Source organism: Streptomyces sp. NPDC007929 (genome assembly GCF_042959065.1).
In the GTDB taxonomy this organism is placed as follows: Bacteria; Actinomycetota; Actinomycetes; order Streptomycetales; family Streptomycetaceae; genus Streptomyces.
Map to the genome: position 1 here is coordinate 566,959 of NZ_JBIBKD010000006.1, position 12,894 is coordinate 579,852.

At 70.5% G+C, this 12,894-nt stretch carries 11 protein-coding genes and 1 tRNA gene; 5 read left to right on the plus strand and 7 right to left on the minus strand.

The window, feature by feature from the left end:
* Positions 1–32: 32 nt before the first annotated feature.
* Positions 33–2,567: an FtsX-like permease family protein gene (locus tag ACFZDE_RS23315; protein WP_391202444.1), complete on the minus strand. Its 2,535-nt coding sequence runs from the start codon at positions 2,565–2,567 to the stop codon at positions 33–35.
* A gap of 48 nt (positions 2,568–2,615) precedes the next feature.
* Complete coding sequence (locus ACFZDE_RS23320; RefSeq protein WP_391004545.1) at positions 2,616–3,386, minus strand: ATP-binding cassette domain-containing protein; 771 nt, start codon at positions 3,384–3,386, stop codon at positions 2,616–2,618.
* 440 nt (positions 3,387–3,826) lie between these two features.
* Between ACFZDE_RS23320 and ACFZDE_RS23325 the strand changes: the two genes are divergently transcribed.
* The 3 genes from ACFZDE_RS23325 to ACFZDE_RS23335 all read left to right on the plus strand — a co-directional run bounded on the left by ACFZDE_RS23325 (position 3,827) and on the right by ACFZDE_RS23335 (position 6,271).
* A tRNA-Leu gene (locus ACFZDE_RS23325) sits at positions 3,827–3,910 on the plus strand.
* 134 nt (positions 3,911–4,044) lie between these two features.
* On the plus strand, positions 4,045–5,220 hold the full coding sequence (locus tag ACFZDE_RS23330) for a 4-hydroxybenzoate 3-monooxygenase (RefSeq protein ID WP_391202447.1): 1,176 nt from the start codon (positions 4,045–4,047) through the stop codon (positions 5,218–5,220).
* A gap of 157 nt (positions 5,221–5,377) precedes the next feature.
* On the plus strand, positions 5,378–6,271 hold the full coding sequence (locus ACFZDE_RS23335) for a Bax inhibitor-1/YccA family protein (protein WP_391202450.1): 894 nt from the start codon (positions 5,378–5,380) through the stop codon (positions 6,269–6,271).
* A 73-nt stretch (positions 6,272–6,344) separates the two neighbouring features.
* On the opposite strand, the gene ACFZDE_RS23340 is transcribed toward ACFZDE_RS23335, so the two are convergent.
* Positions 6,345–6,575, minus strand: a complete 231-nt coding sequence (locus ACFZDE_RS23340) for a DUF4287 domain-containing protein (protein WP_391004550.1) — start codon at positions 6,573–6,575, stop codon at positions 6,345–6,347.
* A 101-nt stretch (positions 6,576–6,676) separates the two neighbouring features.
* On the opposite strand from ACFZDE_RS23340, the gene ACFZDE_RS23345 reads away from it, so the two are divergent.
* Positions 6,677–6,982, plus strand: a complete 306-nt coding sequence (locus ACFZDE_RS23345) for a hypothetical protein (protein ID WP_391202453.1) — start codon at positions 6,677–6,679, stop codon at positions 6,980–6,982.
* Between the two features lie 69 nt (positions 6,983–7,051).
* On the opposite strand, the gene ACFZDE_RS23350 is transcribed toward ACFZDE_RS23345, so the two are convergent.
* The 3 genes from ACFZDE_RS23350 to ACFZDE_RS23360 form a co-directional block, all read right to left on the minus strand.
* Positions 7,052–7,837, minus strand: a complete 786-nt coding sequence (locus ACFZDE_RS23350) for a hypothetical protein (protein ID WP_391004554.1) — start codon at positions 7,835–7,837, stop codon at positions 7,052–7,054.
* A gap of 273 nt (positions 7,838–8,110) precedes the next feature.
* Complete coding sequence (locus ACFZDE_RS23355; RefSeq protein ID WP_391202456.1) at positions 8,111–9,331, minus strand: acetyl-CoA C-acetyltransferase; 1,221 nt, start codon at positions 9,329–9,331, stop codon at positions 8,111–8,113.
* 179 nt (positions 9,332–9,510) lie between these two features.
* Positions 9,511–10,536 (minus strand): GDSL-type esterase/lipase family protein, encoded by a 1,026-nt coding sequence (locus tag ACFZDE_RS23360; protein ID WP_391004558.1) that lies wholly within the window; start codon positions 10,534–10,536, stop codon positions 9,511–9,513.
* 156 nt (positions 10,537–10,692) lie between these two features.
* Between ACFZDE_RS23360 and ACFZDE_RS23365 the strand changes: the two genes are divergently transcribed.
* The gene (locus ACFZDE_RS23365; protein ID WP_391004560.1) at positions 10,693–12,081 is read left to right on the plus strand and encodes a cystathionine beta-synthase; all 1,389 of its coding nucleotides are present in this window, start codon (positions 10,693–10,695) and stop codon (positions 12,079–12,081) included.
* Positions 12,082–12,426: 345 nt separating this feature from the next.
* On the opposite strand, the gene ACFZDE_RS23370 is transcribed toward ACFZDE_RS23365, so the two are convergent.
* Positions 12,427–12,861, minus strand: a complete 435-nt coding sequence (locus tag ACFZDE_RS23370; protein WP_391202459.1) for a hypothetical protein — start codon at positions 12,859–12,861, stop codon at positions 12,427–12,429.
* Between the last annotated feature and the right edge of the window lie 33 nt (positions 12,862–12,894).

A 12,894-nucleotide genomic window follows, 5' to 3' on the forward strand; every position in this document is an offset into this window, starting at 1 on the left:
GGGAGCCCGGCCCTTCGGCTCGGCGGCAGAGGTCACTCCGTCTTGATCGCGTTCAGCATGTTCAGCCGTGCGGCGTTGCGGGCCGGCCACATCGCGGCCAGCACGCCCACCAGACCGGCCAGCACCAGGAAGATCCCGATCCGGTCCCAGGGCAGGACCAGCGAGTACCCCGGGATCTGGTCCGCGACGGTCTCGCCGATCGCCCAGCCGAGGAACGCCCCGAGACCGATGCCGACCACCGCGCCGAACACCGAGATGACCACGGCCTCCAGCCGGACCATCCGCTTCACCCGGCGCCGGTCCAGACCGATGGCGCGCAGCATGCCGATCTCCTGCTGCCGTTCGAAGACCGACATCGCGAGGGTGTTGACGACGCCCAGCACCGCGATGATCAGGGCCATGGCCAGCAGGCCGTACATGATGTTCAGCAGGGTGTTGATGGCGCCGCCGAACTCGTTGCGGATGTCCTGCTTGTCCATCACGGTGATCGCGGGGTTGTCGCCCAGCGCGTCGATGAGGGTCTTCTCGTTCGCCGAGGACTGACCGCCGTCCACCTTCACGAAGATCTGCTGGATGGACGGCTTGGTCTCGTGCGGGTTCACGACCTTCGTGTCCACGAGGACGGGGGAGAGGAACTCGCTGTCCTTGAAGACGGCGCCGACCGTCAGCTCGGCCTTCTTGTCGTCGCCGAAGGTGACGGGGACGGTGTCGCCGGTCTTCCAGCCCCTGCTCTTCGCCGTCTTCTCGGCGACCGCGATCCGGCCCTCGGCGAGCGAGTCCGCGCTGCCGCTGACGACATCGACGTTCAGGACCTTCTCGATGTCGCCCGGGGTGACCGCCGAGGCGGACACGTAGTCCCCGTCACCGTCGCGGAAGTAGACGCTCTGCTGCGGCGAGACCGCCGAGACGCCCTTGGCCTTCTGAAGCGCCGTCAGCGCGGACTGGTCGAGTTCACCGCCGTTGGCCATCGAGACCATGTAGTCGGCCTTGATGTTGTCGGTGGTCATCTTGTCGATGGCCGTGCCGACCGTGATGCCGAGCACCGACAGGCCGGTCACCAGCGTCAGTCCGATGGCGAGCGCCGAGGCGGTGGCGCCGGTGCGGCGCGGGTTGCGGACCGCGTTCTGGCCGGCCAGCTTGCCGGCCACCCCGAAGGGTCCGACGAGCAGCGGACGGACGAGCGCGATCACGGGCCGGGACAGCAGCGGAATCAGGATGATCACGCCGATCAGCGCGAAGAAGGCGCCCGCCCCGATGTACATGCGGCCGTCGTCGCCGCCGGTCGAGGCACCCGCCACGATCCCCACCGCACCGAGGGCGGTGACGGCCGCGCCGATGGAGTTGCGCAGCACCAGCGACTTGGTGGTGGCCACCGCGTGGACACTGTTCATGGCCGCCACCGGCGGGATCTTCGCGGCCCGGCGGCCGGGCAGCCAGGCGGCGAAGGTCGTGATCAGCACGCCCACCGCGAACGCCGCGATCACCGGCGTGGCGGACAGGACCAGCGGACCGTCCGGCATCTTCATGTCGAACGCGGCCATACCGGAGCGGAGTCCGACGGCCAGGCCGATGCCGAGGGCGAAGCCGACGGCCGAGGCGGCCAGGCCCACCAGCGCGGCCTCGGCGAGCACCGAGCGGGTGATCTGCTTGCGGGACGCGCCGACGGCGCGCATCAGGGCGATCTCCTTGGTGCGCTGGGCGACCAGCATCGTGAAGGTGTTGGAGATCAGGAAGATGCCGACGAAGAGGGCGATGCCCGCGAAGCCGAGCAGAACCTGCTTGAGGTTGCCCATGCCCTGTTCGATCTGCTCGGCCTGCTCGTCGGCGAGCGCCCGGCCGGTCTGCGCCTCGGCCGTGTCCGGGAGCAGCGGCTTGACCTCGGCCAGGATCCTCGCGTCGTCGGCGCCGGAGGCGGCGGTGACGGTGGCGCTCTCGAAGTAGCCCGGCTTGAGGTACTGCTTCTGGGCCACCGCGGTGTCGAAGAGGACGAGGCTGCCGCCGGCGTTGACGGCGCCGTCCTCGGTGGTGAACACACCGCTGAGGGTGTACTCCTTCACCGGGCCGTTGGTCGCGACGCGCACCCGGTCGCCGACCTTGTACTCGCCCTTTGCGGCGGACTCCTCGTCCAGGGCGATCTGGTCGTCCTTCACCGGGCCGGAGCCGTCGGTGAAGGTGTAGGCGGGGTCCTTGCCGTCCTTGCCGGGGGCGAAGTTGGAGCCCTTGTTGGACCAGCCGACGCCGATCAGCTTCCCGTCGGGGTCGGCGACCCCGGCGAAGCCCTCGACGCGGCCGTACACCCCGGCGACGCCGTCCACGGCGGACATCCGGTCGAGGTCCTTGCCGGTCAGGCCGTACTTCTGCTCGGCGTCGTCCGGGTCGGCGTACGAGGTGACGGAGACGGCGACGTCGTCGTAGCTCTTCGCCGACTGGTTGCGGAAGGCGTTGGAGAGGGTGTCGGCGAAGACCAGGGTGCCGGAGACGAAGGCCACGCCGAGCATCACGGCGAGTACGGTCATCAGGAGCCGGGCCTTGTGCGCGAGTACGTTGCGCAAGGCGGTACGGAACATGGGTTTCTCAGTCCAGTCGGTTCGGGCCGGGGCGTCGGTGAGGGGGCGTCAGCTCGTGCGGCCCTTGGCGTCGAACGCCTTCATGCGGTCGAGGACGGAGTCGGCGGTCGGGCCGTGCATCTCGTCGACGATCCGGCCGTCCGCCAGGAAGATCACCCGGTCCGCGTAGGCCGCCGCCACCGGGTCGTGCGTCACCATCACCACGGTCTGGCCCAGCTCCCGCACGGAGTTGCGCAGGAAGCCCAGCACCTCCGCGCCGGAGCGCGAGTCGAGGTTTCCGGTGGGCTCGTCCCCGAAGATGATCTCGGGCCGTGAGGCCAGCGCCCGGGCCACGGCGACGCGTTGCTGCTGACCGCCGGAGAGCTGCGAGGGCCGGTGGCCGAGCCGGTCGGCCAGGCCGATCATCCGGATGACGGAGTCCAGCCACTGCTTGTCCGGCTTGCGACCCGCGATGTCCATCGGAAGGGTGATGTTCTCCAGGGCGGTCAGGGTGGGCAGCAGGTTGAACGCCTGGAAGATGAAGCCGATCTTGTCCCGGCGCAGCTTGGTCAGCTGCTTGTCCTTCAGGGCGCCGAGTTCGGTGTCGCCGATGCGCACCGACCCGGAGGAGAAGGAGTCGAGCCCGGCCACACAGTGCATCAGGGTCGACTTGCCGGAGCCGGAGGGGCCCATGATCGCGGTGAACTCGCCCTGCCGGAAGTCGACGGAGACCCGGTCCAGGGCGACCACCTGGGTCTCACCCTGCCCGTAGATCTTCGACAGATCCGTGGCGCGCGCGGCCGCGGTGGTGGCCCGGTCGGTGAGGGAAGCGGTGGTCACGGGATGGCTCTCCTGTCGGACGGCTGTGTGCGGGGAAGGACGTGTTCCATCGTCCGGGTCCCACGGCGCCGTGTAGTCACCCGTAGTTCTGGTTCCGGAGGCCGACTCGGGTCTGACCGGGCCGGGCGGAGTCATACCTGGGGATGACGAACACCCCTGAAGGGCGCCGGTCTCGGGGCCCCTGAGGACCCGGGTGTCGGGAACCGGTGCGTCCGGGTGTCGAGAACAGGTGGAGTGCCCTCGTTCGGGCGGTGAAATTCCGTCATTCCGCATGCGCGGCCGACCGGCGCAGGGAAGGCTGTTGGCAAGTGCGGATGGCGTGTTCCGAGTGCTGATGCACCCTCAGACGTCAATAAAATAAGACAACATCGGTCCACGCTTCCGCTGTTCGGGGGACCTGTCCCGATAGTCTCGGAACCTCGATGCGGAGCCCACGGCCTGCCCGGATGGTGGAATGCAGACACGGCGAGCTTAAACCTCGCTGCCCCTTCGCGGGCGTGCCGGTTCAAGTCCGGCTCCGGGCACCTTCCGATCCCTGCGTGGTCCATTGAAGAGTTCACGGCGTGCCCGTTGACAGCGGACGTATGCCGTCGGAGACTCACATGCACATGGTGAAGAAAACTTCACCTGGCGAACGTGGATGAGAAGAGGTCGTCCGATGCGCACCACCGTCGGCATCATCGGAGCGGGCCCGGCCGGCCTCCTCCTCGCCCGGCTGCTCCACAACGCGGGCATCGACGCGGTCGTGCTGGAGAGCCGTGACCGCTCCTACGTCGAACAGCGCCAGCGCGCCGGGATCCTGGAGCAGGGCACGGCGGACGTGCTGCGCGCGGCCGGCGCCGGGGAGCGCCTGGACCGCGAGGGGCTGCGCCACGACGGCATCGAGCTGCGCTTCGACCGCAGGCGCCACCGCGTGGACTTCCCCGCCCTCACCGGCGGCCGGTCCGTGACGGTCTACGCCCAGACCGAGGTGTGCAAGGACCTCATCGCCCTCCAGCTGGTCGACGGCGGCCCCCTGCTCTTCGAGGCGGAGGCCCTGGCCGTGGAGGACGCCGGCACCGACACCCCGCGGATCCGCTTCCGGCACGAGGGCCGCGAGGACGTCCTGGAGTGCGAGTACGTCGTCGGCTGCGACGGCTTCTGGGGCGTGGCCCGCAAGGCGGTCCCGGCCGCACTCGCCCGCGTCTTCGAACGGACGTACCCCTTCGGCTGGCTCGGCATCCTCGCCGACGTGCCGCCCTCGCACGACGAACTCGTCTACGCCCGCCACGACTGCGGCTTCGCCCTGCTCTCCATGCGGTCCCCGGCCGTCTCCCGCCTCTACCTCCAGGTGCCCGACGGCACCGACGCCGGGACATGGAGCGACGAGGAGATCTGGGACGAGCTGGAGCGCCGCTTCGAGACCGACGACGACTGGCGTCTGGAGCGCGGCCCGATCACCCAGAAGTCCGTCACGCCCATGCGCTCCTACGTCCACGAGCCCATGCGCCACGGCCGCCTCTTCCTCGCCGGTGACGCGGCACACATCGTCCCCCCGACCGGCGCCAAGGGCCTGAACCTCGCCGTCGGCGACGTCGTGACCTTCGCGCGGGCCCTCACCCACGAGCGCGGGACCGGTTCGCCGGAGCTGCTCGACGCCTACTCCGCGACCTGCCTGCGCCGCGTCTGGCAGGCCGAGCGCTTCTCCTACGACATGACGACCCTGCTGCACCGCGCCCCCGGCGCCACGCCCTTCGAGGACCGGCTCCAGCTCGCCCGGCTGGAGCGGATCGTCTCCTCCCGCGCGGCCGAGACGGACCTGGCGGAGGCCTACACGGGCTTCCCGTTCGGGTGAGGCGGGAGTGACCCCCTGCGGTGAGGGGAATCACGAAGCCGCGTAGCGTGTTGCGCAGCACGACGAGGGAAAGATCCTCCCCAAGCAGTAGGGTCATTCCTTTGCCTACCTATTACTCTTGAGCCAAGGCCACGCCTGGTGGCCATGGAGGAGTGAAATGAGGAGCAGAAACCCGGTCTTCTCGCGACGGGGGTTCAGCCGCGACAACGGCTACGCGGGCTTCAACACCGCGCCGCAGGCCGGGGGTCCCGCTGTCGCCACGCAGGGCAACCCGTACGCCCAGCCGACGGGCGACCCGTACGCGCAGAACCCTTACGCCCAGCAGGACCTGCAGTACGGCGCGCCGCCGCAGGCCCCGGCCACCACCGGCCGGATGACCATCGACGACGTCGTCCTGCGCACGGCGAGCACGCTCGGTGTGCTCATCCTCACCGCGGCGCTCTCCTGGGCCCTGCTGCCGATCGACGACGCCAACATCAGCCGTAGCTACGGCATCGGTATCGGCGCCGCGCTGATCGGCATGGTCCTGGCGTTCGTGCAGTCCTTCAAGCGCAAGGCCTCGCCCGCGCTGATCCTGACGTACGCGGCCTTCGAGGGTGTGTTCCTCGGCGTCGTCTCCAACATCGTCGACAACCGCATCGCCGACGGTGCCGCCATGCAGGCCGTGATCGGCACGATGGCGGTCTTCACCGGTGTGCTGATCGCCTACAAGGCCGGCTGGATCCGCGTCAACCGGCGCTTCTACGGCTTCGTGATGGCGGCCGCGCTCGGCTTCATCCTGCTGATGACCGTGAACCTGCTGTTCGCGGTGTTCGGCGGCGGTGACGGCCTCGGCTTCCGCAGCGGTCCCCTCGGCATCGTCTTCGGCGTCATCGGCATCCTCCTCGGTGCCTGCTTCCTCGCCCTGGACTTCAAGCAGGTCGAGGACGGCGTCGCCTACGGCGCCCCGCGCGAGGAGGCCTGGCTCGCGGCCTTCGGTCTCACGCTGACGCTGGTGTGGATCTACATGGAGTTCCTGAGGCTCATCTCGATCCTCAACAGCAGCGACTAGTCCAGGCAGTCGTCACGCGAAGGGCCCCGGCTTCGGCCGGGGCCCTTCGTCGTCGGGAGGACGGTGTGCGCGCCTACAGGAATTTGCGCGCGGCCCGCCTCAGGTCGTACTCGTGGATGATCGCCTTGGCGTGGCCGTACGCGAGGTTGTGTTCGTGGCGGAGCCAGCTGACCTTTTCCTCGAAGCGGAAGAGCGCCGGGCCGTCTTCGACGGTGCGCAACCAGTCGGAGATCTCACGACCGGTGCAGTGCGGGATGCGGGCGAGCATGTTGCGGTGGGTCTCTTCGGAGAAGACTTGGGACATCGGCGCCTCCGGACGCTGGGATGTAAGCCGGTCCTTCAGGTCACCGTGCCTGAGTGTTCGCCCGTTGGCAACAGTCCCGCTGGGACGCGTACGCTCGCGGCGTGGTTGATACGACGCCTCTGACCCGTGCGGTGGAGCACTTCGCCGATCGATTGAGGGCTGCGCCCCAGAGCCGGTTGCAGCGGGGCGCTGCCGCTGAGGCTCTCGGGCTGGCCCGGGAGTTGGCCCGCAGGGCACAGGTTCTCGAGGGCGCGGAGCCCCGGGAGATGCCGGATGCGGGGATGTTTGCGGCAGCAGATCAGATCACCGTCGCCGGGAACGATCTGGCCGTGGTGCTTCCCGCGGACGCCGATGTCGAAGACGCGGTGCGGGTGGTGGAGGAGGCGCAGAAGCGGGCGGGGGTGTAGCGCCGTGCGCGGGGTGCGGGTCGTCTGTGGCTGGTCGCGCAGTTCCCCGCGCCCCTTCGGGGCGCTTCCCTAGAGGGACGCGATGACCCGGTCCGCGAGGATGTAGACGTTCTCCTCGCCGCACTCGAACGTCAGGGTGTAGGCCCCCGAGATGCCCGAGCCGCCCAGCAGGACCGGGGTCCGGCCCGCGCGCAGGGCCGCGGAGAGGTGCTCGGCGGTCTCGCGATGGCCCGGGGTCATGCACAGGGTCGTGCCGTCGGCGAACACATAGACGTCCAGCGTGCCCAGCGGGCCGGGGCGGACATCGGTCAGCTCGACGCGGGAGGAGGCCAGCTCCTCCAGAGCGGCGACGGTGCGCTCGTGGTCGTTCACGACCGGGGACTGCGTCGGCACGAAGTCCGGGTGCGAGGGGTGCCGGCGGCGGGCCGCGGCCAGCTCAGGGGACTCGGTGGCGGGTTCCTCGGTGTCGGCGCCGTGCTCGGACACCGGCTCGAGGCCCGCGAAATCGGCCTGGCGGGGCAGGAACAGGTCGACCTCGTGCAGACCGCCCAGCAGGGAGGGCGCGTCGGAGGCGTCACGGGCCTCCTGGGCGGCCCAGAACGCCCGCGCCTCGGCGAGCTCCCGCTCCCGCTCCTCGGCGAGTGCCGCCGCCACGGCGGCGCGTATCTCATCGGTGTCGGCAGCGGTACGAGCGGCGGGCAGCAGCGCACGGGTCGTGGCGGCACGGCTCTCGGCCAGCGCGGTGTGCAGGGCCGCGACCTGTCGGCGCAGCTGCAGGACGGTGCGCAGGACGGCGACGCCCACGGCGCCCGTGGCGGCCGTGGTCACCAGCAACGCGATCGGCATGGCGCTCACTGACGTACTCCCGGTTCAAAGTCGACCCCCGACTTCCTACATCAGCTTGAAGGGCGGACTGACCGGCTGTCAGTGCGTAACGTCACGAAACGGACGGGGCTTCGATGCCGGGGGAGGGGGTGGGTCCACTGTGACCTGCGGTTCTCCCCCGGCGGAGGGAGATAGGTCACATCCTGGGGGAGATTGGATCACAAAACAGCCCGGAACCCTGGAGTTTCCAGGGTTCCGGACCGGAGGCTCACAGCGGGTGCTATGGCGGTTACGCTGCGCCGCTCAGCTGAGGCGCTCGATGACCATGGCCATGCCCTGGCCGCCGCCGACGCACATCGTCTCCAGGCCGAACTGCTTGTCGTGGAACTGGAGGGAGTTGATGAGCGTGGTGGTGATGCGGGCGCCGGTCATGCCGAACGGGTGGCCGACGGCGATGGCACCGCCGTTGACGTTCAGCTTCTCCAGCGGGATGCCCAGATCGCGGTAGGAGGGGATCACCTGGGCGGCGAACGCCTCGTTGATCTCGACCAGGTCGATGTCACCGATGCCCAGCCCGGCGCGCTTGAGGGCCTGGTTGCTCGCCTCGACCGGGCCGAGGCCCATGATCTCGGGCGAGAGGCCGGAGACGCCGGTCGACACGATCCGGGCCAGCGGCGTGAGGCCCAGCTCGCGGGCCTTGGTGTCGGACATGATCACGAGGGCCGCGGCGCCGTCGTTCAGCGGGCAGCAGTTGGCGGCCGTGACCATGCCGTCGGGGCGGAAGACCGGCTTGAGGCCCTGCACGCCCTCCAGGGTGACGCCGGCGCGGGGGCCGTCGTCCTTGGCGAGGACCGTGCCGTCGGGGAGGGTGACCGGGGTGATCTCGCGCTCCCAGAAGCCGTTCTTGATGGCTTCCTCGGCGAGGTTCTGCGAGCGGACGCCGAACTCGTCCATGTCCTGGCGGGTGACGCCCTTGGCGCGGGCCAGGTTCTCGGCGGTCTGGCCCATCGCGATGTACGGGTCGGGCAGCAGGCCGTCCTCGCGCGGGTCGTGCCAGGTCGAGCCCTCGGACTCGGCGACCGCGGCGGTACGGGCCTCGGCGTCGGCGAACAACGGGTTGTGCGTGTCCGGGAGGCTGTCGGAGTTGCCCTTGACGTACCGGGAGACCGTCTCGACACCGGCCGAGATGAAGACGTCGCCCTCACCGGCCTTGATGGCGTGCAGAGCCATCCGGGAGGTCTGGAGGGAGGACGAGCAGTACCGGGTGACGGTGCAGCCCGGCAGGTGGTCCATGCCCATCTGCACGGCGACGACACGGCCGAGGTTGTGGCCCTGCTCGCCGCCGGGCAGGCCGCAGCCGAGCATCAGGTCGTCGATGTCCCGCGGGTCCAGCTCGGGGACCTTGGCCAGGACGGCCTGGATGATCGTGGCGGTCAGGTCGTCCGGCCGTACGTCCTTCAGGGAGCCCTTGAAGGCGCGGCCGATGGGGGAGCGGGCGGCTGAGACGATCACGGCTTCGGGCATCACGGCTCCATTGACGTACCGGGTGGTCTGGCAGGGCTGACTGGGAAGTTACCTGTACGTATGGCCTGGGTCACGGGTGTCACGGTGTGACCCTGACCGCAGTTTCCAAGCGCTTGCTTTCCTGGCGGCGCCCGGCGGGTGTGCCGGGCGCCCCTCTCCAGTCTCCTCCGCCGTGCTCCTCAGTTCGAAGGGGTCGCGGGCGCCGGTTCCTGCTCGGGGACCCGCCGGCGCCGGCGGCGCTTCAGCAGGGCCCACGGCCCGCGCGGTCCGCTCGGCATCGCCGCCGCGACCTCCGTGCCCGCCTCCGAGGCGGCCTCCGCCGCCGCCCGCGCCACCGGCAGGAAGCCCTCGCGGCGGGAGGCGTCCGGGCGCTCCTCCTCGGCGGGCCACAGGCCCAGGGCGGCGCAGACGGTCGGCAGGACCGCCATCGCCGCCGTCGCATAGCCCTCGGCGGAGGGGTGGTAGCTGTCCGGGCCGAACAGCTCGCGCGGGTTCTCGGCGAACTCCGGGCCCAGCAGGTCACCCAGCGACACCGTGCGGCCGCCCTGCTCGACGACCCCGATCGTCTGGGCGGCGGCCAGCTGGCGGGAGGCCCGCCGGGCCAGCCAGCGCAGGGGCTGCCGTACCGGCTCGATCGTGCCGAGGTCGGGGCAGGTGCCCACCACCACCTCGGCACCGGCCGTGCGCAGCCGCCGGACCGCCGAGGCGAGGTGGCGCACCGAACGGGTCGGGGGCATGCGGTGGGTGACGTCGTTGGCCCCGACCATGATCACGCAGATGTCGGGCACCGGGTCGGGATCGGCCAGCACCAGCGCCACCTGACGGTCCAGGTCGTCCGAACGCGCCCCGGGCGTCGCCACCGTGCGCAGCGCCACCGGCCGCTCGGCCAGCGCCGCGAGCCCCGACGCCAGCAGCGCCCCCGGTGTTTGCCCGCCCCGGTGCACGCCCTGGCCCGCGGCCGTGGAGTCGCCCAGCATCGTCAGCCTCAGCGGCGCCTCGGCCGGACCGGCGTAGACCCGGCCGTACAGCCCGTCCGCGTGCGGTACCCGAGGAGACGTGCCGTTGCCGACCCGGCGCCGCGCCAGCTGCACCTCGGCCAGCACCAGACCGACCGCCGCCGCCCCGGCCAGACCGACCCCGCCGCCGCCGTACGCCGCGCCGGCGGCGATCCGCCGGGCCACCCTCGCCCTCGACATGCTCGTCATGCGTCGCTGCCACCTCCTCGAACCCGTACACCCAGTGCTTGCCCCGTACAGCCCGTCGCCCAATCGCAACAGGGAGTGATCGACCGTCACGGACCACCGCGAGGTCATAGGCTGGCGGCACCACTCAGACCACTTCTGCGGCATCCGGAGACAACGGTGCAGTTCCACGACTCGATGATCAGCCTCGTCGGCAACACCCCGCTGGTGAAGCTCAACAGCGTGACCAAGGGCATCAGGGCGACGGTCCTGGCCAAGGTGGAGTACTTCAACCCCGGCGGTTCCGTGAAGGACCGCATCGCCCTGCGCATGATCGAGGCGGCCGAGGAGAGCGGCGCACTCAAGCCCGGCGGCACGATCGTCGAGCCGACCAGCGGCAACACCGGCGTCGGACTCGCCATCGTGGCGCAGCAGAAGGGGTACAAGTGCATCTTCGTGTGCCCCGACAAGGTGAGCACCGACAAGATCAACGTGCTGCGCGCGTACGGCGCCGAGGTCGTGGTGTGCCCCACGGCGGTGGACCCCGAGCACCCCGACTCGTACTACAACGTCTCCGACCGGCTGGTCCGTGAGACGCCGGGGGCCTGGAAGCCCGACCAGTACTCCAACCCCAACAACCCGCTCTCCCACTACCACTCCACCGGCCCCGAGCTGTGGGAGCAGACCGAGGGCAAGCTCACCCACTTCGTGGCGGGCGTGGGCACCGGCGGCACCATCTCCGGAACCGGCCGCTATCTGAAGGAGATCAGCGGCGGCTCGGTGAAGGTCGTCGGCGCCGACCCCGAGGGCTCCGTCTACTCCGGCGGCTCCGGGCGGCCCTACCTCGTCGAGGGCGTCGGCGAGGACTTCTGGCCGACCGCCTACGACCGGAGCGTCGCGGACGAGATCGTCGCCGTGTCCGACAAGGACTCCTTCCAGATGACCCGCCGCCTCGCCAAGGAGGAGGGCCTGCTCGTCGGCGGCTCCTGCGGCATGGCCGTCGTGGCCGCGCTGGAGGTCGCCGAGCGGCTCGGCGAGGACGACGTCGTGGTGGTCCTGCTGCCGGACAGCGGCCGCGGCTACCTCAGCAAGATCTTCAACGACGAGTGGATGGCCGACTACGGCTTCCTGGAGGACACGGGCCCGAGCGCCCGCGTCGCCGACGTGCTGAACGACAAGGAGGGCGACCGCATGCCCTCCCTCGTCCACATGCACCCGGAGGAGACGGTCGGTCAGGCCATCGACGTGCTGCGCGAGTACGGCGTCTCGCAGATGCCGGTCGTCAAGCCGGGCGCCGGACACCCCGACGTGATGGCGGCCGAGGTCGTCGGCTCGGTCGTGGAACGCGAGCTGCTGGACGCGCTGTTCAGCAAGAACGCCTCGCTGGAGGACCCGCTGGAGAAGCACATGTCCGGCCCGCTGCCCCAGGTCGGCTCCGGCGAACCGGTCGCGGACCTGATGGCCGTGCTGGGCAAGGCGGACGCGGCGATCGTCCTCGTCGAGGGCAAGCCGACCGGTGTGGTCAGCCGCCAGGACCTGCTCTCCTTCCTCGCCCGCACCGGGAAGTGACGGCCAACGGCCGGTGAACTGCCGGTGAATCGGCCGGACTTGACGCGCCCGTGATCTTCGCGGACTTCGCGGAAACGGTACGCGCGCGTCATGTTCGCGCAGCACCCGCTTAACACGCGTCCTGCACAGTGGTGGATGTCGGCGAGGGTGGGAGCGGCTCCCCGCCCGAACCGGCGGCGAACGGCGTCGACGGACCTCCGGAGCGGCTCCCGGACCTCCATGGACGCCCAGGACGCGTACGCCCGGCCTGACCGGGCCCGCGTCCCTCGCGGGGACCGCCGTCGTCCCGCCCCCCGTACACGGGGGTGCGGCGGTCCCCGCGCATTCCGAACGGCGTGCGTGTGCTCAGTCCTCCCAGTCACCGTCCTGGGAGGACCTGCGGCGGCGGCCGAAGAGGTGGGGGTCGGCGCGCAGCGCCTGGACGACGTTGACGCCGACGATGCCCGCCCAGGCGACGAGCAGCCCGGGCAGCCGGGCCGTGCCCGCGCCGATCGCGGACAGCGGCACCGCGAGGACCAGGGAGACGATCCCGAAGCCGAACCGCTCGCCCCACGAGTCCGTGACCTTCGGCGACCGGGAGTCCCGGGCCGTCTGCATCTGCTGCTCCGCGAGCTGCCGGCGCACCCGGCGCTCCACCGCGCCGTCGATCCGCTGGTCGACCTTCTCCAGGAACGAGTCGACCAGCGCCGACTCGTACTCCTCGCCCAGGTCCCTGCGCGCGTGCAGGGTGGCGTCCAGTTCCCTCTTGAGGTCGGTGTCCCGCGCGTCCATTCCCGTCATGCCGTCCACGGTAGAAACCGCTGCCGCCGACCG